Source organism: Nocardia sp. NPDC050712, from assembly GCF_040654295.1.
GTDB lineage: Bacteria > Actinomycetota > Actinomycetes > Mycobacteriales > Mycobacteriaceae > Nocardia.
The window spans coordinates 731,355-750,516 of record NZ_JBFAHT010000004.1; the positions used below are offsets into that span (position 1 = coordinate 731,355).

Annotated in this window: 24 protein-coding genes; all 24 read right to left on the reverse strand. The window is 63.8% G+C overall.

The annotated features are described in order from the left end of the window. Positions 1–114: 114 nt before the first annotated feature. Entirely contained in the window at positions 115–558 is a 444-nt protein-coding gene (locus tag AB0H76_RS31480) for a hypothetical protein (RefSeq protein WP_357330652.1), read from the reverse strand. Between the two features lie 26 nt (positions 559–584). After that, on the reverse strand, positions 585–935 hold the full coding sequence (locus AB0H76_RS31485; RefSeq protein ID WP_357330653.1) for a hypothetical protein: 351 nt from the start codon (positions 933–935) through the stop codon (positions 585–587). Positions 936–998: 63 nt separating this feature from the next. Then, a complete protein-coding gene (locus AB0H76_RS31490; RefSeq protein WP_357330654.1) occupies positions 999–1,334 on the reverse strand; it encodes a hypothetical protein in 336 nt (111 codons plus the stop codon). Continuing rightward, the gene (locus AB0H76_RS31495; protein WP_357330655.1) at positions 1,331–1,723 is read right to left on the reverse strand and encodes a hypothetical protein; all 393 of its coding nucleotides are present in this window, start codon (positions 1,721–1,723) and stop codon (positions 1,331–1,333) included. Before AB0H76_RS31495 ends, AB0H76_RS31490 begins: the two co-directional genes overlap by 4 nt. Positions 1,724–1,856: 133 nt before the next feature. Next, the gene (locus tag AB0H76_RS31500; protein ID WP_357330656.1) at positions 1,857–3,281 is read right to left on the reverse strand and encodes a hypothetical protein; all 1,425 of its coding nucleotides are present in this window, start codon (positions 3,279–3,281) and stop codon (positions 1,857–1,859) included. Positions 3,282–3,293: 12 nt separating this feature from the next. Beyond that, a complete protein-coding gene (locus AB0H76_RS31505; protein WP_357330657.1) occupies positions 3,294–4,634 on the reverse strand; it encodes a hypothetical protein in 1,341 nt (446 codons plus the stop codon). Further along, positions 4,631–4,951 (reverse strand): hypothetical protein, encoded by a 321-nt coding sequence (locus AB0H76_RS31510; protein ID WP_357330658.1) that lies wholly within the window; start codon positions 4,949–4,951, stop codon positions 4,631–4,633. The genes AB0H76_RS31505 and AB0H76_RS31510 overlap by 4 nt, the downstream gene beginning before the upstream one ends. A gap of 76 nt (positions 4,952–5,027) precedes the next feature. Continuing rightward, positions 5,028–6,416, reverse strand: a complete 1,389-nt coding sequence (locus AB0H76_RS31515; RefSeq protein ID WP_357330659.1) for a hypothetical protein — start codon at positions 6,414–6,416, stop codon at positions 5,028–5,030. Beyond that, the gene (locus AB0H76_RS31520) at positions 6,413–6,850 is read right to left on the reverse strand and encodes a DUF2744 domain-containing protein (protein WP_357330660.1); all 438 of its coding nucleotides are present in this window, start codon (positions 6,848–6,850) and stop codon (positions 6,413–6,415) included. Before AB0H76_RS31520 ends, AB0H76_RS31515 begins: the two co-directional genes overlap by 4 nt. 42 nt (positions 6,851–6,892) lie before the next feature. After that, complete coding sequence (locus AB0H76_RS31525) at positions 6,893–8,572, reverse strand: phage tail protein (RefSeq protein WP_357330661.1); 1,680 nt, start codon at positions 8,570–8,572, stop codon at positions 6,893–6,895. Continuing rightward, positions 8,569–9,453: a phage tail protein gene (locus AB0H76_RS31530; RefSeq protein ID WP_357330662.1), complete on the reverse strand. Its 885-nt coding sequence runs from the start codon at positions 9,451–9,453 to the stop codon at positions 8,569–8,571. The genes AB0H76_RS31525 and AB0H76_RS31530 overlap by 4 nt, the downstream gene beginning before the upstream one ends. Before the next feature lie 34 nt (positions 9,454–9,487). Next, positions 9,488–9,886 (reverse strand): hypothetical protein, encoded by a 399-nt coding sequence (locus AB0H76_RS31535; protein WP_357330663.1) that lies wholly within the window; start codon positions 9,884–9,886, stop codon positions 9,488–9,490. A gap of 27 nt (positions 9,887–9,913) precedes the next feature. Continuing rightward, complete coding sequence (locus AB0H76_RS31540) at positions 9,914–10,303, reverse strand: hypothetical protein (protein ID WP_357330664.1); 390 nt, start codon at positions 10,301–10,303, stop codon at positions 9,914–9,916. Further along, complete coding sequence (locus tag AB0H76_RS31545; RefSeq protein WP_357330665.1) at positions 10,300–10,746, reverse strand: hypothetical protein; 447 nt, start codon at positions 10,744–10,746, stop codon at positions 10,300–10,302. The genes AB0H76_RS31540 and AB0H76_RS31545 overlap by 4 nt, the downstream gene beginning before the upstream one ends. Positions 10,747–10,784: 38 nt before the next feature. Continuing rightward, entirely contained in the window at positions 10,785–11,117 is a 333-nt protein-coding gene (locus AB0H76_RS31550) for a hypothetical protein (protein ID WP_357330666.1), read from the reverse strand. Positions 11,118–11,147: 30 nt separating this feature from the next. After that, positions 11,148–11,318 carry a hypothetical protein gene (locus tag AB0H76_RS31555; RefSeq protein WP_357330667.1) on the reverse strand — a complete coding sequence of 57 codons (171 nt, stop codon included), beginning with the start codon at positions 11,316–11,318 and terminating at the stop codon, positions 11,148–11,150. 140 nt (positions 11,319–11,458) lie between these two features. Continuing rightward, positions 11,459–12,121 carry a hypothetical protein gene (locus AB0H76_RS31560; RefSeq protein ID WP_357330668.1) on the reverse strand — a complete coding sequence of 221 codons (663 nt, stop codon included), beginning with the start codon at positions 12,119–12,121 and terminating at the stop codon, positions 11,459–11,461. A gap of 101 nt (positions 12,122–12,222) precedes the next feature. Continuing rightward, positions 12,223–12,672: a hypothetical protein gene (locus AB0H76_RS31565; protein WP_357330669.1), complete on the reverse strand. Its 450-nt coding sequence runs from the start codon at positions 12,670–12,672 to the stop codon at positions 12,223–12,225. After that, positions 12,672–12,905 (reverse strand): hypothetical protein, encoded by a 234-nt coding sequence (locus AB0H76_RS31570; protein WP_357330670.1) that lies wholly within the window; start codon positions 12,903–12,905, stop codon positions 12,672–12,674. The genes AB0H76_RS31565 and AB0H76_RS31570 overlap by 1 nt, the downstream gene beginning before the upstream one ends. A gap of 244 nt (positions 12,906–13,149) precedes the next feature. Beyond that, complete coding sequence (locus AB0H76_RS31575; protein ID WP_357330671.1) at positions 13,150–13,815, reverse strand: hypothetical protein; 666 nt, start codon at positions 13,813–13,815, stop codon at positions 13,150–13,152. Positions 13,816–13,834: 19 nt separating this feature from the next. Further along, positions 13,835–14,614, reverse strand: coding sequence for a PE-PPE domain-containing protein (locus AB0H76_RS31580; protein WP_357330672.1), 780 nt, complete (start codon positions 14,612–14,614; stop codon positions 13,835–13,837). A gap of 429 nt (positions 14,615–15,043) precedes the next feature. After that, positions 15,044–15,472 carry a hypothetical protein gene (locus AB0H76_RS31585; RefSeq protein WP_357330673.1) on the reverse strand — a complete coding sequence of 143 codons (429 nt, stop codon included), beginning with the start codon at positions 15,470–15,472 and terminating at the stop codon, positions 15,044–15,046. Continuing rightward, positions 15,472–15,948, reverse strand: a complete 477-nt coding sequence (locus AB0H76_RS31590; RefSeq protein WP_357330674.1) for a DUF6301 family protein — start codon at positions 15,946–15,948, stop codon at positions 15,472–15,474. Before AB0H76_RS31590 ends, AB0H76_RS31585 begins: the two co-directional genes overlap by 1 nt. Before the next feature lie 30 nt (positions 15,949–15,978). Continuing rightward, complete coding sequence (locus tag AB0H76_RS31595; RefSeq protein WP_357330675.1) at positions 15,979–19,008, reverse strand: hypothetical protein; 3,030 nt, start codon at positions 19,006–19,008, stop codon at positions 15,979–15,981. Between the last annotated feature and the right edge of the window lie 154 nt (positions 19,009–19,162).

The following is a 19,162-nucleotide window of genomic DNA, read 5'->3' on the forward strand; positions in this document are numbered from 1 at the left end:
AGCGCGGCACATGTAGGACGCGATCCCTAGTACCGAACCTTGACCAGGAACGGCTCCGGCGCCAACCGGCGGGCGGTGCCGCCGGGTGCGCGAAACACGGAATCGCGCACCGGATTACGGTGCGACCGCGACCGCAACCGAAAGGTCGCCGGTGGCGGTGGTGACCGCGTTGGCGGTACGAGCCGTCGCCGCGGCGCCGAACCCGGCGGCGATGACGACCTTGCCGCCGGAGCCGACAGCGGCACGGGCCGTGGCGGATCCTTCACTGCCGAGCGAGAGAGTCGCCCGCGGTGCGGGTTTGGTAGCGAAGGTCAAAGACCCGAGCCCGGTCGCCTCGGCGGCGAGCTTGGCGGAGGGCTTGAAGGTCACGGCTGGGGTGGCGGTTCCGCCGAACGCGGCGTACACGAACACCGGGATGACCGGGACCTGTGCGCCGTCGACCCGGCTGATCGGCGACCCCGGCAGTGCCACCACCATCGTCGGTGGCGCCGCGACCGCGGTGAGCACTGTCGGTTGCGTGGGCAGTGCGGCCACGATCACCTGTGCTGGTGCTGGCATAGCAGCCTCCAAATCGAAGAGGTGAATCAGCTCACGGCGAAGGTCGGGGTGATCAGCAGGGTGCCCTGGGCACCCAGCGTGGTCGGGGCGATCGCGACCTTGTCGATGAAGGTGCCGCCGGTGGCGGCGCTCCACAGACCGGCGTGGGTGTATGTGCCGGCGGGCAGGTTCACGGTGACCTGGCTGCCGGTGATCTGGCCGTTGGCCGGCGCGCTCCACGTGGTGGCCACCCGGACGTAGGCCGGCGAACCACCCGAAGCCTCCGCGAGGCCGGTGGGGCCCGGGTCGCCGGTATGGACCGAAACGTACACGGTGGGGGCCGTATTGGCGTAGGCGACGCACAGAGCGTTCTTGGTCGATGTAACGGCGATAGCCATGATGTTCTCCTTGGGAATTGTTTCTTTGCAATGAATTTCGCCGCTCTAGAGCGGCGAAGGAAGTCAGTTGCGGATGACGGAGCCGACGTACCAGGCGTAGGTGGTGGTCGGGGTGGTCGAGTAGGTGACCAGCATCGTGTAGCGCGAGTTGGTCGGGATCGGATCGGACGTGGCGGCGGGCACAGTCCAGCTGGCCGCGGTCGGGGTGACCGTGGCAGGCCAGGTGCCCAACGCCGCGCCGCCGGGGGCGGTGAGCACGATGGAAACCGTGGTCCCGGCGGGGAATACGGCCCCGCCGGACGGCTGGATGGTCTGCACGAAGCCGGCACCGGTGGTTAGCCTGAGTGGTTCGATCTTCGGCTGGTAGCCGAGGTATCCGGGGTCGATCGGTGATGTCATGTGATTCCTCTGCTGTGTTCGACCTCGTCCATGAGTTCTCTGGACAGGTTCAGTTCCGGGATGCGGCCGTGTTGGGCCGCTTCGATCACGCCGCGCAGGACGGCGAGCGCCTCGCGGAACAGGCCGGTGACACGGTCCAATTCCTGCATGGACGCCGCCTGCGCGGCCTCTACTCCGTCGAGCCGCAGGGAGACGACCCGCAGTTCTTCGGACACTCGTGACAGCGTCGCCAAGGCGATGTCGTTGACCTGTTTGGCGGCGGACACTTCGTGGCGAATGTTGTGTGCCGGTTGAGCTTTCCGGGCCCGAAGCCAGGAGTAGAAGCTGGTGGCGCCGGAGCCGCCCAGGAAGGTGGCGGCACTGATAAGCGTGGTTTCGAGAAGCGGCATCAGGTCCTTTCGGACCTGGCTGCGGTCGGCTGGTGATGGCTCGGCGCCATTGCGAACTCCAGGGGTTGTAGGGTCGCCAACGGGACAGGGCACGACCGGGTCGGCCCTCCGAAGGCGTTGAATTGGGCGCGGGCTAAGCGCGGTTGATCAGGGCCCCGTCGAAATAGGTGTTGGAGCCGACGAGGTTGTTGTTGACACTGCAGCCGTAACCCGGGCTGACGACCGCCCCCGCCGGCAGATAGACGACGAATGTCGCGCCGACGCTCGAGGCGTATCCGTAGTAATTGGTCGTATATACCGGGTTGCCGTCACCATCGGTGCCGCTCATGACGGTCTCGGACCTGAGCTGAGTAGTCCTCGGCCCGGTGCGCATCTGCTGCCAGGTCGCGCCGGCGGTCGGGGACCACCAGAGTTCGGCCCGGATCTCGGTGGCCGCAGCCGAGGCGTAGGTCAGGCCGACGCTCATCCGGTACCAGCCCGAGACCGGAACCTGAACTTGCCCGGGCCCCAGCGCGGAGACCGTCACGCCGGAGCTCTCTCGGACGGTGTCGAACGTGTTCGCCGCGACGGCGCGCGAACCTGAGGGCTGGAGCGCGTTCGTCGAGCTGATGCGGGCCAGTGCCCATCCGATTCCGGTCACCGGCAGCCGGACGATATCGGTCGCGGCGACGGAGTTGAGTGCGAAGGAGAAGTAGCCGAACAGTCCCGACCAGTAGTAGCTGCTGTCGAAGCCGAAGGAGCGATTTGCCGCGCCGACCGGGGAGGTTCCCGCACTGTCGTTGTAGGCCACCACCGGGGCACCGTTCACGAACACCTGGTAATTCGGTCCGACGGCCTGAAAGGTGACAGTGTCTCCGGTTCTGATGGTCATCGGCACGTTGACCCAGGTGCTGTAACTCGGGTTGGTGGTGCGGGTACCCCGACCCATCCAGATCCCGTCGGAGCGAACCGACGCGTACGCGAAGCTGGAGAACGTGGTCGTCGAACGCAGGTACAGGATGGTGGGGGTCATATTGGCCTGGTTCACGCGACCCATGACCGCCGTGACCGCTTGGTCATCGGTGTTCAACGTCATCTTCGACAGCGCGACAACAGAACCGGTGCCCTCGTCGCCCTTCTGGTTCAGTGCGACTTGGCCGCCGACGATTTGCAGGTCGGCTACTCGACCGAATTTGTAGGTCGTGTAGCCGGTTCCGAGATCCGCGCGCTCGAAGTCATCGGAAAATGTCGTGCCACTCGTTGGTTCGCCGGGCGGTCGCGGTTTCAGGGCTTCGATGGTGGCCGCGTTGGCGGCGCTGGCCGCCTGGGCGTCGGCGACCGTCGAGTTGGCATCCGAGGACCTCGACTGCGCTGTCGTGGTAGCGGATTGGGATTTGTCGGTGATCGCTTTCCAGTTGCCGCCGATGGCCGTCACGCCGGCGAACGAGCCGATGACACCGGAGACGATCGACTCCCGGGCACCCTCCCAGGTCAATTTCTGGAGGTTGCCGATGTTGTTCGAGGCCGCCGAATCGCCGACGTAGGCGCCGGCGGGGACCGATTTGTCAGGTGAGGTCACAGTGGGGCTCCATCAGTAGCTCAGCAGCGCGCCGTCGAAATAGGTTGCCGTGCCGACGAACCCGTTGTTGGTGGAGAGGTAGTAGCCCGGCGCTACCACGGATCCCTGCTGCAGAAAGGCGGTGAAGGAGCTGCCGACGCTGTTTACACCGGTGTCGTTGGCCGTGCGCGCCCCGACCCGCGCCAGCGACCAGGTTCCGCCGGGCGCGGGCGCGGTCCACAGGCCGACCCGTGCTTGGGTGGTGTAGTTGGAGAAGGCGTACGCGGTCGTGATCGCATACCAACCTGCCTTCTCGATCTGCACTTGGCCACGTCCGAGGTCGGGTACGGCAATACCCTTGGCGGCACCGAGGGTATCGAAAGTGTTTGCCGCCAAGCGCGCTTCACCGGCAGGCTGGGCGACGGAGGTCGAGTTGAGCCGGTACAGCGACCACCCAGTGCCGACGATCGGCGGCGAGGAGAGATCGGCCGCCGCGAGCGCGTTGATCGCGAACGAGAAGTACCCGAACAACCCGGTCCAGTAGTACTGGCAGCCGAATCCGAAGGACCGGTTATTCGCTCCGACAGGCGATTTGACCGCTGTGTCCGCGTATCCGGCTACGGGCGCGCCGTTCACCAGGACCTTATAGTTGCGCCCCACGGCTTCCACGGTGACGGTATCGCCGGTGTTGACAGCGGTCGACGCCGACGTCCAATCGTTGTACACGGTGGTGTTTCCACTGCGCGTGCCCCAGCCGAGATAAACGCTGTCCCGATAGACACGGGCGTAGACGAACGTCGACAGGTCCGTAGCGGAGCGGACGACGATCCGGGCAGCGGCGCTGTGAGCCTCCTGAATCCGGCCGACCACCACGGACACGCGCTGGTCATCGGTGCCTGTCACGGTTTTGGACAGGGCGACGACATTTCCGGTGTTCTCGTCACCGGAGCGATTGAGCTGCACCTGGCCGTCGATGACCACCAGATCAGCCACCGGGCCGGTCTTGAATGTGGTGTAGTCCAGACCCAACTCGGTGCGCCCGAATGCATCGGAAAACGCTGTACCGCCCGTGGTTTGGCCGGACTGCGTGGCAACCAACTCCACCAAAGAGGCGGAGTTCGCGGCCGTGGTGTTCTGCACGGCCGCGGCCGACGCCTGCGCCTGGGAGGCGCCGGACTGTGCGTCGGTGGCAGCGTTCAACGCCTGCTTTGTCGCCGAGTTGAGGTTCGAGCCGATCGCTTCCACACCGGCGAAAGACGCGGTGACACTGGACAAGATCTGTGACCGGGCCGAGTCCCAGGTGACTTTCTGCAGGTTGCGAATCGAGCCGCCGGTATACGCACCCGACGGTACGGCCCGGTCCGGGCTGGTCATCGGACGCCACCCTTCGAAATATGTTCCGACACTTCGTGATCGGAGTCCGTGACACCGATCGCGTCGGTGAACGATTCGACCAGATCCGCCGCGGCGTCCGCGGCGGCCTCCAGCACCGGCTCGTTCTTGACGATCCACACGTTGACGGTGCGCAGCACCTCCAACGCGGTAAGCAGCGCGGCGCCTACGCCGACCGCGGAAGCCGGCGCGTACTGCAGCAATGCCACCGAAACGGTGAGCACGCTGATGACACCGCCGATCAGCGACACCACCGCTTTCGCGTTGCGAGCGACGAATGCTCCAACGTTCTGAGCCATGAGCAACTCCTAGGGAGACAATTGCGCCGAAAGGCGCGAGAAGTGAATTGGAGACGGCACAATGACGGCTCCGCGCTCACGAATAGGAGCAGAGCATGCCATCGAAGTAGGTGTAAACGCCGGACGTATCGCCGACCATGCTCTTGGCAAGGGGCGTGTAATAGCCAGGGGCCCAGACACTTCCGGCTGATGCGAACACGACGAACGTACCGGCGGCGATGAACCCCGCCGGGCCCGTTGTATCCGCAGAACCCCGGATCGCTTTCCATAAGCCGTCCGGGCTCGGCGCTGTCCACAAGACCGCGTTGTACGAATAGGCGTCGCCCGCCGCCGCCGACCACCGCACGCCGATGCTCATCGTGTACCAGCCGGGTTTGACGATTTGAATCCGTCCGGACGGCAAATCGAGCACATTGACATTGTTGGTTTGCCGCGTGGTGTCCAGAACAGCACCGAACCGGGCAGTTCCCCCGGTCTGCGCGACCGCCGCCGTACTCTGCCGATACAGCGACCAGCCGGTACCGACGACGGGTGGTGAGACGGTATCGGCGGCGGCGAAGGATTCGAGATCGAACCCGAACGAGTACGACTTCGAGCCATCCCAAAGCGCGGAAGCATTGCAGGCGCTGTAGAAACCTATCCACCGATTGTTGGCGCCTACCGGAGAGCTGACCGCGGTGTCGCGATAGCTGAACTTGCCGACGCCGTTGATCATGACCTCGTAGGCAGGTCCCGACGTTGAGACCGTAACAGTGTCGCCGGTACCCAGCGTCAGCCCGTTCGACTCGCCCCACGTCGTGACATTCAGGTTGCCGCCGGTAAAGGTAGCGCGCTGCAGCAGGATCCGACCGGCGCCGATCTGAACCATGACGAAGGTCGAGAGATCCGCGGCGGCCCGGAGCAGAATCCCGCTACCCGTGAACGCGCCGGCGTTATTGGGTCGGCCGAGGACCACCGACACCGACTGGGCATCGGTCATCATGGGGGTCTTCCACAGTGCGAGATCGGCACCGGTGCCGGTGTTTCCGCTCTTGGAAATGCCCGCCTGATCCGCGACGACAGTGACGCCGGCCACTGTCGCGCCGTCGGGTTTCCACTGGGCCACAGTCCATTTCGCAGGGTCCCAGGCCTGGAAGTTGTCCGAGGCCGACGCACCGCCCACCTGTTCCTGGGTCTGCTTGGTCTGTAGATCGGCGATCGCCGAGGCATTCGCGGTCGAGGTGTTCTGCGCGGAGTTTGCCGTGGATTGTGCCCCCGCTGCTCCGACTTGAGCCGTATTGGCCGTATTCAGAGCGCGGTTGGTCGCCGAGTTGAGATTAGAACCGATCGCTTCCACCCCTGCGAAAGACGCGCTGACACTGGACAGGATCGATGCCCGCGCCGAGTCCCAGCTGACCTGTTGCAGATTCCGGATCGAGCCGCCGGTATACGCGCCAGGGGGAATTGACTTGTCCGGGCTCGTCATAGGCTTTTGTCCGCCGGGAGTGTCTCGGCAGCACCGACTTTCGCGGTATTGAGGTCGAGATCGCGCGGATCCACCAGGTGCTTGAGTTCACCGGATTCCCTGAGCTGCTCTACCAGGTGCGCCCTTTCGTCCGGCGTCAGCTCGGTGACGTCCGGTGCCGAACTCTCCGGCGGACGCGGCGCGCCCTTCTCCGCCCACTGGCCGGCGCCGTTGAGCCAATGCGAGAGACCGCGAGCGGGCGGGTGGTATTCCTTGGTCTGCTCGCCGGCGTAATGACGAAATCCGAGGTCCCACAGGTGTTTCGACCACTGCCGTAGCACATCGGGGTGCACGAGAAGCGGTGAGTTCTGGGGTCCGGGTAGACCGACCAGCGCCCATACGAAGGCCTCGCTGGGGTCGTCGGGGTTGCACTGCTCGAGGGAAGGGATGGACATGTTCTCTCCGGAGGGTTTTCGATAGGGATTCGGTGGCCAGGACTACATCTGGACGGCGAGTGCGTGGATGTCGTCGACGATGTCGGCGACCACGCGCATGGACTTGGCGAAGGGCATATCGTGGTCGCGTTCCGAGCCGACAGTGACCTGCCAGGCCGGGCTCGCGGTCCGCGACCAAGCCAGCTCGAGTTCGGTGACCTGGTCGACGTAGACCGAGCCCTCGGGCATGCCCTTGACGGTGGAACCGACACGGTCGCCGAGGAAGAAGTGCCCCTGGCCTTGGTCGCCGATCAGATAGGGCTCGCCGTTGGCGACGATGAACTTATGGGTGAAATGCTGGCGGGTCTTCCACATGCCTTCACCCAGGGTCAGCAACGCCCCCAAGGTGTAGGCCCGGTCGGCACTGTTCTCGAAGTGCTCCCAGTAGTGCGACCAGCCCGCGTCCCGGACACGCTGTCCCGATTTGTGTTTCTGCCAGGCCAGCAGCGTGTCCGACAACAGCGACGTCGCGATCGTGTTCGCCACCGCCGTGGCGGCATTCACCACACCACCGGCGATGGAACCACCGAACGGAATCTCACCGAGTGCGCCGGCGACCAGCATGCCGACCACCTGGATCGCCGAGGAGATCGCCTCGTTCACACCGGGCATCGAATGACCGCCGGTGAGGACCTGCACCGCCGACGAGGGATTGACGATGAACTGGGAAGTCTGAATGCCGGTGTTGTCGTTCTGCCGGTAGACCACCCAGGGATTGGACGGGAGCGTACCCATCCAGCCCGGATTCTTGTACAGCTCCGGCACGTTCTGGTCCGGCAGCACATTCGGGCTGTAGTCGAGCATGGTGTTGTCGAACACCTGCTTGGTGCGCTCGAGCCCATCCCACATGTCGCCGCCGGTGCTGGTACCGGTCCAGAAGCCGGACTTGTCGACGATGTCGACAACCAGGCAGCCGTGCCGGACCTGCGCGCCCGGCCACGGCGGCGGATCACCCTGCAACCACCGCCGCGTGACGATCGCCAGCTGTGCCGTCTCCAGGGTCCCCGACGAGGCTTCGTGGAAATTCTGAAAACGGGACCCGAAAATTGTCCACATCGACGTATCGGCCTGGAATTCACCCGGTTTCACCACGACGCCCCACGTGGACTGATCGAGGCTGCCCCACTGGCTGGGGTCCATCGGGTCGTCGGGCAACGTCCAGAGCCCACCCTGCAGGCGAAGCAGATTCAGATGCAGCGCGGTCTTGAGCACCCAGACGCTGGGTCCGGCGAGCAGGAACTGCCTCGGGAACTGAACCTGTTCCGGCAGAAACGGATTCGACCAGCAGTAGATGTGCTTGAGATCCTGGTACGAGTGCATGAACAGAAGCTCGACGGTGGTGACACCGTGGCCGTCGGTCTTGATGACAGCCTTCTCTAGCCGCCCGTCCCAGCGCGCACCGTCCTTGTCGACGGTGATGTGCACGTTCTTCTTGGTGCGGCCGTTGATGTCGACCGCCCACTTCGCCAAGTAGTAGTCGTAGGGCAGCACGAGCAGCCCGGTGCCGGCCTGGTTCAGGATCCAGCGGAAATCAGCGCTGATCTCCGCGCCGCACACACCGCGCAGGTTCCAGTCGCCATCCCACAGGCGGATCAGGGGCCGCGAGAACCGCTGCTGCTTGCGAACCGTCTTGGCCGATTGCGCGTCCGCGTAGATCGCGGGGAGATCCAGTACCGAAGTCACTGCAGCCCCCACGGGCGCGACCAGTTACGCGGTTGCACCACCAGCACCGACGCACCCGTCGGCGCACCGCTCACCGAAACCGGCACCGCGGTGGCCGGGGTGTACGGGGGCACCGGATAGAGGAAGCTGACGCCGTTCATCAGCGCCCAGACCTGGGAGCCGTCCTTGGCGACGATCATCTCTTCCATCGGGTCGGTATCGACCGTCAGGTCCTTACCCGCCGCGGTCAGCGGCAAGGTGATCACCCGTGTGCCGTCGCGATCGACCGCACCCCACGAGAAGTCCGGCAGGGTCCACTTACCCGGTGCGGAACACACCCACTTCAGCCACATCGGCTGATCGGTCGGGTTGGCGATGGTGATCGTGCCCGACTGGCTCTTGCCCGCACCGGTGGTATCGGTGGTGGAGATCCAGGACCCGGTCACATCGGACTCGACCCACCACGGATTGCCCGCGGTGCAGGTCATGACGACCTTGCCGATCGACTTCAGATGCGGGTCCTTGTCCGGCTTGAAATCCGGCTGCTCCGACATCCGCAGCTTCAGCGTTCGCGTACCGAAATCGGTCGTGATCGTCAACGTCGCGTCGCGGTCGTAGGCCCAGGCCTTGCGCCACGCGGAATCCACCGCCTCCCACGAACTGCCCGCAGTCTGAAAAACATTGACCGCGAAGACAACATCGCGCTTGTTCGTCCGGTAGCCACCGAACGAGGAACCGGCCTGGAACGCCGACTGGTTCCAAATCGTCGTCACCGGCGCGTCGTACAACCCGGTCGGCGACGTAGCCAGCTCTACACCCTCACGACCACTCCCCTGACCGGCGATCGTCCATCGCGAACCATCGACACCGGTCACCGTGATCATCGCAGCATTGGACGCCACAGATTCACCTCAATCCATATCATTACCGCGGCGACTACTGAGACAATTCCCATTGCGCCGCAAGAATTTTCAATCTTCCGATGATGTCTTCATTGCTCGACATCGAGATATTCACCGTCGCCGGCTGCCCACCGGGGGCCGACTGGGCCGGGCCGCTACCGCCGCCGGATCCACCGCCCGGCGAACGCGCCGCCAGCATCTTCTGCAAGAAGGACGGATCGGCGTTCAACGCCTGCAGGAACGGGCGGTTCGCCGCGGTCGATCGTGCGTTCATCACGAATTCGCCGTCGGAAAGGTAGGCCGGAATCTTGTCGCCGATCGACGATCCCGGCCCCTTGATATCGCCGCCGGAGGCGTACGCGGGCACGTTTCCGCTCTGTCGCAGGAAACTCTGCAGCCTCCTGCTCGCGTCACTATTATCGTTCATAGTCATATCGATTCGTTTGCCATCGTCTGCGCGTCAGCTCACAAAGACCGATACGAACAGTCCATTGCCGATGGCCTTGCCCGTGCCGTTCTGATGCAGTTGCACGTCCAGCACATCGCCGGAACGCAGAACCGGTTGTGTGGTCAGCGGAATGGTGACGGGAATTTCCGCGGCCAGGTTCAGGCCGGCGTTGAGCGTGAGGCTCGCAAAGGTCTGCAGCACAGCGCCATTGCGGAGCTGGCGGACAGAGATGGTGGCGTTGTTGGTCGCGGTGCCGGTGACCGTGGCGAACCCCGGCGGGGCGACGAGCTGGACGTCGGTGACGGTGTCGCCACTGTAGAAGGCCGGGGAATAGACGCCGGCCAGGGTTGTGGTGTCGGCTGCGCCGGCGGCTTGGGCCGGCAGCGTTGCGGAATAGATCATTCGTCCTCCCAGGTGGATCCGGTGAACTGGTCGATGAGGCCTTGCATCGACTCGTCTCGTTGTGCGTCGCGGACGATGTCCACCGCGGTGACCGGGCGGGGCATCGGGCTGAGCCGGGGCGGATCGCCACCGGCGGCGGCGATCACCGCCGCTTGTACGCCCTGGAGTGCGTCGATGATCGACAGCAACAGATAGCTGTCGATGGAGTAGCCCTCTGGTGTGGGGCCGGTAGTTTCGGCCTTTTCCTCATAGAGGTCGAGCTCGGCCTCGGCTTGTTCGGCGGCGAGCATCTGCTCGGCGAGCTCACGATCCATCGCAAGCGCCGAGCGGTATTGCGAGCCGTGCGGCAACCGGTCCTTGAGGAACCAGATGGTGCGCCAATCACGGTCGCGAATGGTGTTGGGCCCGAAGCATTCCCGGATGTCGATGCCGCGCTCGAGCAAGTCGTAGTCGAGCGCGGCACCGAAACGTTCCCAGAACTCTACGAGCCCTGCGATCCCCCCGGCAGCTCCGAGGAGCCTTGGCCGAAGAGGTGTGCGTAGAGGTCCTTCTGGAAGGCGAACCACTCGTCGAGCGGCCGATCGGCGAACAGTGCTTCGACGGCTTCGTACTGGTCGCCCAGCACGATGACCATCTGTTCGTCATCGCTGGCGGTCCGGCGCAGCGCAAGGACCTGGCTGCGGGTGACCGGTGCGATCGCGATGTCGTCGGTGAGGCGGTAGGGCGCGCGTCGGCGCGGGGCGAGCTCTTGCTGCAGCTCGTAGAAACGACCGCCGACCTCGGCCTGGTCGGCCGCTTCGGATGTGGATGCCATGATGCTATTTCTCCGGGTTATGTTGTATTACTAGGACTTCGAGGCGCGGCTGCGGGCCGGCTTGCCGACAGCTTCGACCTCGGCCTTCTCGGCGTGGCCGAGCTTGAAGACCGCGGTGACGTATTCGGTCGCGTTGGCAACGATGTAGTCGTCGACGCCGTCGGTCATGGTGACGGGGTACTCGGTGGGGATGGCGGACACGGTGGACCCGCTTTCTTCTCCGGCAAGAATGGATAAGGAATGTGTGGGGCGTGCCATGACCGGAGACACATGACACGCCCCACGCCCAAGTCCGTGGACCTGGGAGATCGAGAAACCGTCAGAAGACGGTTGGAGCCGCTTTACGCAGCGTTCGGGATGTTGGTCTGGGCCAGGATCTTCTTCCAGCCCGAGCCGCCGAAGCCGTGGGCGATGGCGTAACCGGCGGTGTCGTCCTTGAAGGCGACCATGGTCAGCTTCTGGGCGAGCACCTCGGTGGGGTTCCACTGCTCGCCGCCGTACTTGCTGACCGCGACCTTCGGCAGCACCTTGTAGACGTAGATCGGGTTGGCGTCGTTGCCGTCCTTGCCGATGATGATCGCCGAGTAGTAGGTGATCTCCTCCGACGCCGGCTGGGCGAAGAACACTTCACCGGAGGTGGCATTGGCCTTGATCGCCGCCACGGCGGTGCCGGTGGCCAGGTTCAGCGTCAGCGCGGTCGTCTGCTGCGGCTGGAACTCGATGGTGGTGATATCGCTGGTGACGTCGTTGCGCACCGGCTGCAGTTCACCGTAGGACTCGATCGGCGCGGCGGTGATGCCGCGAGCGAAGGCCACACCGGTCTTCTTGTCGATCAGGCCGACAGCCTGGTAGGCGGGCGGCAGCGTCTGCAGGGCGCCGGAGGCGTCGGTCAGCGCGGACGGCGCCGCGGTGTAGTGCGGTGCGATGAAAACGGCCGCGTCGAGCGGCTTAAGCAGCAGCGACCGCTGCGCGTTCTTCAGCGCGGTGAGGTTGGTGGCAGGCATGTGTCTCCATTCGAGCGCCCGCGGATGCGGGCATGGTTAACAGGAATCGGCACCGAGTGGCGCCGGTGAAAGCCCCGTCGAGGACGGGATTCACCCACCGCCTACTGGCGGCGAGCTTCGATCGAGAACGCGACCTCGACCATCTGGTTGAGCGGATCGAGGTCGGGCACCTCGGTGAGACCGCGGCTGCGGCGCAGAATCGGCGGATGGAACTTCGGTTCCTCGGCCGCGATCTCCTCGGTGTAATCGACGAGCACACCGTTGACCCGGTTGGCCGGGGCATCGAGCAGCGCCGTGCGGATCTGCACCGAAAGCTGCTGCGCCTGAGCGCGAGTGGTGCCGAAGGCCACCACACTGACTTTCGCCTTGTAGGTGATCGCGTTGATGTCGAGGGTTCCCCCGGTGGTCCGCACCCAGATCAAGGGCAGCTTGGACTGCAGGTCCGCCGAGGTGGCGGGCAAGGTGGTGACAGTGGTGGCGGTCGGGGTGAACAGGTCGACCATGAACTGCTCGAAGTCGGGGAACTCCCCCGGAACGGGATAGGTCGGCATTACACCACTTCCGGTGCCGGGCCGACTGTCACTTCGGCGCCGAGAGCGCCCTCGGGGGCACCGTCGGAGGTCGCCGGCGGCGGAATGGCCGCGGCCACTGTCATCGCGACGCCTTGGGCGAGGTTGGACAGCACATTGACATCGGCCTTCAACGTCGCGAGTCGCGCAACCACGGCCTGCACTTCGGTCTGGATACGTTCGGCGAGACCACTGGGATCATCGGAACTGGGCACGAGATTCTCCAAATGTTGGGTTCACGGGTAATCCGTGGAAACGAATAGGTTCGAATACGGTCCGATTGCATCGGCGACGACGCTGGACCCAGCGGGGTTTCCACGAACCCCGTTCTGACACTGCGGATTACAGACCGAGCAGCGGCAGCAACAGCGGAAGAACCACGCTGATGATTTTGAGGACGTCGACGACGGTACTGAGCATTTCGCATCACCCCCTTTCACTCTTGCGAGCGGGAGCGCTTCAGCGCACGTGGCTCAGATAGGTTGCGAGTCGGTCGCGCAACGGGTCATTCGTGAAAGTCGCGCCATAGGGGGCGGTCTTGATCACGTTGATGGTGGTGCTCCGGTCGATTTCCGGGCTCAGACGCTGTTCGAGGGTGCGCAATTGGGGCTGCACCAGCTTCGGCGCGTTCTGGCGGAGGTTCTGCGACGCGGAGGACAGGGTCTGCACCACGGTGCTGACCGTGCTGGTCAACGCGGTGGCCGCGCCGGCGGCGGCGGCTCCGGCCGGGCCGGTGACGGCGCCCACCATAGCCGTGATGGCGGCTTCGCCACCCGCGGAGACGATTTCGTCCCGTGTGCCTTTGTAGATGTTGTACCAGTTGTGCCACTGCAGGAAAGGGAAGAGAGAGCCGACCGGAGCGGTGGAGAGGAAGCCGCCGGCGTCGGTGGGGCCATGTTCGTCCTCGACCTCACCGCCCGAGGCGTAAGCCTTTGTCTTGAACAGCGCCTTGCCCATCGCCTGTCCGGCGCTGCTGGCCATCATCGACCATTGGAGAAAGGGAGCGAGACGCCCGGGGCGTGAAACCGACAGTGCGCCATCGTCATAGCCGGGTCGGCGCCCTTCCAGTTCCCCGTCGGCGAAGCGCACGAACTGCGCATCATCTCGTACATCTTCGAAAGACATTTCGACCATCCATTAGGTTCTAAGTGGTGACCGCGGGTCGGTGCGCGTTGAGCAGCGCGGCCAGCCGGTCGCAGTAACCGTCGGTTCGGTATTTGGCGTTATGGGCGCCGCCCCGGACATAGCCATCCATGAGCGCGGCGGCCTGAGACCACGACTGCCAGTGGCGGATCGGGTCACGCCACCAGTCCCGGTGGTCCAGCTGCCAGCGGTTGCCGCGGATACGTTCGGCCAGTGCGCTCCCCCACCCACCCAGGGCGGCAAAGCTGAAAGCCGACATGGTGTCGGCAAGCGTGCGAAGCGGTGAATCGGCAGGGCAGCAGGTGATTCCATCGGCGTGGTGCGCTACTTCCCAGGTGGTGATACCCTCGGGCCACCGATCGTGCTGACCATTGATACCGAAGCCCCTCGCCCTCGGACCGATCGAATCACCCTCTGCGCGTAGCGGGTTCGCGATATTTGCTGCCCACTCGACCTCGCAGTCCGGATACTCACCTCGAGCCTTCGCCTCCAGGAACCGAGTGACCACGATGGCGCCCAGGCTGTATCCGAGGATCCCCACCCGGTTCGGGGTAGCCCGGATGTCCGCGACCAGGGCCTCGACGCCCATCGCCACCGACTGCTCCTCGGAGCAACCGGCAAAAAGGTTCTGCGGGTTAGCGGGACCGACACTGGCCGGGTAGTCGACGTCGGGGCCGATCAGGTATTTGTTGCTGTCGAGCCGGCGCGTGACGCACGAGAGCATGTTCACCGGTGCGCCTCGACGCTCTCCGGTGCCGCGACACGTCAGAACAGTGATCACGCCAACGGCCTTTCTGTATTGCGGAAATCCCGGTGCGGGAATCCATTCGATGAGTTGGAGAAGTCCCGCCCCCGGAGTCGAGGGAATTCGCTCCGGGGGCGGGACTATGACGCCCCTGCGCTGCGACGACGTCTGCGACCGCGGACCACCCGCGGGAGACGGGCGCGCAAGGGGCGGGGCATGCGGAACGCTCTGAACCCGCTTTTCAACTAGATAGTTGTTCGGGGGCGAGCCGCATGGGCTGGGAGTGACGGGCTATCAGCACCGTCGAGATTGTTGTGTACGAGAGGCGAGAAACTTTGGAAGGAGTTCCGATTCGTTTCTTGCCTGTGGCTAAAGCCTACAACGGGGTGTGTGACAACTGGCCGGAAAACGACCAACAGTGCAGGTAAATCATGGTTTTCGGGCCCCACGCGGCCCTCGATAGGTTCAGGTCAACGCGCTGACATCGAAATCGCCATCGGTGAAATTAACCCAGGACTGAACCACCAATTCGGAAGGCGCGGTGACCTTCAAGATCTCATGTAGAGCGGTGACAGCCTGCCGCGACAGATCTTCGAACGCTCGATACCGGGCCGGCCAGGCGACATCCCTGTGCCAGTTCGGCCACGAGTTCTCCGTCGGCGGAGCCCAGCCGTCAGCAACCAAACGCGCCTTGTCATCCCACGACAGCCGATATTCTTCAGCCAACACGGCATCATCGACAATCTCCGCATGTACTACATCCGCCATGAGGGTGAACTGAGCGAATCTGTTTCCACTTGCGCCGATGATCAAACATCCGTCCGCAGGCATCCGCGTCAATGTCAACGCCAAGGCAGCAGCGTAAGTCGTCCAGTCAGTGATAGTTGTAGCCATCAAGAATCCTCATCGTCCGGAGCGTCGATCCATGCTTGATGTTCCGGGTTCACGAGTTCGAAATAGATACTGTTCTCGAACAGTCGCAGCCGAACAACGACATGGGCTAAGTCCCACCGCACCTCACCGTCGGCCCCTGATCTCCGCCGCGTGGCCGGCCCCAGAATCCGTTCAATGGCGGACGTGATGTCGACAAACCCATCGTAGGTGCGGCGCACGGCGTCGACCGTGTCTTTTGCGGGTTCATCCACGACCCAAACACTGACCCGCTCGACTGTGCCGTCCTTCGAAGACCACCGCGCTTCCGGACGGTCCAACTCCAGATCGGTCGCCAGCACAGCACCCCGGCGATCCCGCTCCTTAACTCGCCACCCCTGCGCTTCGCAAAATGCTGCCAAGTCGCTATCGGACCAGGTCCAGGCGAAACTTGCGGCCACGCCGACCTTAGATGCTATTTTATCGCTGTCGACCTGCATGTTGGGATAGTACTTCCTGTTGGATTGGACCTAGCCGCGGATCCCTGAACCGTATGTCAGCCAGTGGAACAGCTCACTATCGCCGTTGTCTTCGCTGGGCAGGTTGGCCGCTGAGATGTTGACGGTCAACGATTGATCGGTACGAGTGGAATTACGGGCAACCCCGGCGACGACCCCCGTTGCAGCACCCAGCAGGGAGACTGTAAGCGCGGCTTGGGTGTTCAATGTCGCAAGTAGCGAGTTTGTGGCGGATTCCAACCATGCTGTTTGTAGCGGTGCGGCGATGTCTGCTGCAGGGGCAGCTGCGACAGCCGGTGTCACAGCGCCGGGCTGGCCAAGTTGCCGAATTGCCTCAGGTGGGACAGCCGGGCTGTCTTCGATGTTGAACCTCGACCACTGAGGCTGCCCAACCTTCGGGTTGTAGCGGATCATGTCGTACACAACGTCCATCTCACCGTTGCGGACCGCCTCCAAGAGCCCTCGGTCTTTTAGTGCCTTGACCAGGTCAGGATCGTTGTCGAGCATCCACTTCAAATACTGGGGCGTGCCCTGCTGAACCCGAATGAGCTGACCTGGATCCCCATCGACCCACCGCGTGCCCAACTGGGCCCCGCCACCTTTGGCCTCCACGACGACGAGCTTGCCATTCACGATGCCGACGACGTCGAGCTTTCCCGATCCGGTGAGAGCATCGTCCAAACCGGTTATGACCTCACCACCCATCTGGTGGATGTAGTCGCGGGCCGCAATATTGCCCATCGTCTCAGTCAGCTTATTGGCTTGGTACTCCGCCTTATTCACGGCGGACATCGCGGCTTCAAGACGTCCGATCTCCGCAGATGAATACTTTCTTTCGAGAGTCGCCATCTGTTCGTTCAGGTACTTTTCCGTCAACTTGTCAGGCTGGAGTCCGAGCTCACCGGCGATATCGTCCCGCTCACTTCGCAAGCCGTCAACGACTAGATCTTGCGCATCTCTAGCAGCTTGTACCTCGTCGATTTTCGACCGTGCACCAGACGTAAGCGAAAATTGTTGCTCCGGAGTGTATTGCGACTTCACGTACTTACTGGGCGGGACCTTTGCCCATCCCGGCATAGTGACGTACCCCTTGCTGATGTCGCTATACCACCGCATAGCGGCACCTTCGCCCACCTCACGGACACCAACCGGCATTACGCCAGGCGGCGCGTCCTTGGAGGGCCCCGTATACGGGGCCGGGTCCCCATCGGGCGTTGGGCGAGTGCTGTTTTGCCGCGGCCCGTTGTGCGCGCCTGGCTCATCACTACGCCCAAACCGCTTATACCATCCGGGCTTTTGATTGAATGGCCCGTGGTTGTTGAAGAATGGCATGTAGTCCGGGTCCCACGGGCGATCGATATTAGGTGGCGGCTGTCTCCAGGGAGATACCGCTGGACCATCGCCCGGAAGCCTTCGGGGCGCTTCCGGCACGGGTCCATGCCCCATGTTCGGCACGCTTTCAGGTAGGCCGGCATCGGGAGTCGGTTTGGGTTTGCCCGGAACCGCGACCGCTCCATCCCAACTGGCAGGTAGCGGATCGTTCGACCGGGGCACATGGAGGGTCGGCGTGGGTGGGTCAATATTCCTGAGCAGCGGCGCAAGATTGTCGGCTGTGCCGCCGCCGGCACCAAGCCCGTGCAGCAAACCGTTGGTTGCGGGTCCGGCGACAGCGGGCGGAATATCGTCTGCCCACCGGCCGATTTTGCCGAACATTGCCATCAGCGGCTTGCCGAACACGCCGGGAGTGAAGGTCAGGGCCGTCATGGCGCTGCCCCACGCGACTTGCCCAGGATCGCCGTTGTAGAGACCTTCTTGCAGGTCCTTGAGGCCGGTCATCTCACCGAGAAAGTTGCGGAAGTCTGTCTCGTTGAGCCTATGCGGCTTGCCCTCGTACGGGGAATTGTCCGCGACGAGCGGTCGGCGTGGATCGGTAGCATAGAGCCGCGGCGTATTCTCGAGTTGCTCAGCTTGTGCTCGATCGAGCAGCGGAATTCCGGCCTGGTTCAGACGGTTCCGAGCATCGTAGGCATTGCGCCACACAACACTCTGCGCTTGAGCCGGGGTGAGACCAGACTCGACAAAGCGCTGAACCTCTGCCTGGCGGCGTGGATCATCGAATGGAAGGTACTGGTACTGCGCGGCGAACTGGTCGTCGTCCTGATCCTGCTTTGTGTACGCAAACTTGTCGAGCCGTTCTCGTGCATCCTGCCGGAGTCGTTCACTGGCCTCATCGAGAACGCCGGTGGTACTGGCCAGATTCAGGTCGTTCGCCAACTGAACTGGGCTGTAACCCGGTCTGGGCAAGACTGTCGCCCCGTCCGGTCCGCGCACCAGTCCGCTCTGGTTCCAGTGCGCGTTCAGTCGCTGACTTGCCGCCGCTTTAGCAGCAGCCTCGGAGGCAAGCGCGCCAGCAGTGTACGGACCCATTTTTCGTGGACCATTGAGGAGCGCCAAGTCGCGGTCCCGCTGCTCGGCGGTGTAAGCATCGTCAGTGGCGAAAAGGCCAGCCAGCCGTTCGGGCGAGTATCTCGCCTGCGGGCGCGATACGAGCGGCTGATCCATGCCAGGGACATTCATCGTCGACTGAAGCCCAGTAAGCCCATTCGACAGTCGCACGCCCTCGTAATCGATCGTGGTGCCGCTGGGCAAAGTGACTGTTTGACCGGGCTTCGGGGCGCCATTTTTGACAAGCGCAAGCGTGTCCGGCAGGCCCATCGCACCGGGGGAAGCACTTGTGGCGCTATCGGCAGGTCCGAGCAGGCCCGGGTACATCGCCGCCACCGACGGCGATACCGGCTTTTGCGGTTCCTTCGGTTGCTGCGGAATCGGCTTCGGCGCCACACTGGGCGGATCGATTCCGACCGCCTGCAGCGAACTCGGTTTGGCGGGTTGCGGTTTGACGATCGTGGATAGGACGGGATCCTGCTGGACCTTTTTGTCGTTCTCCGCCGCCGAGTTCGACTGCGGGTTGGCCATTGTTGCCGGATCTAGGCCCAGCGCCTGCAGTGAGTTGGGCTTGTTGTATTCGACGGTGGAATCCATTGCGGGTGAACCTCGGGAAATCGCTGATCGAGCCGGACCTGCTGTGCAGGAACGACTTCGGATGGATACGGGAGCGCACGCACTCCGCCGATTCGGTCGGACGCGGCGCTGGGAGGCTGCTGAGAAAGGAGCGGTCCCGCCCCTGGGATACGAG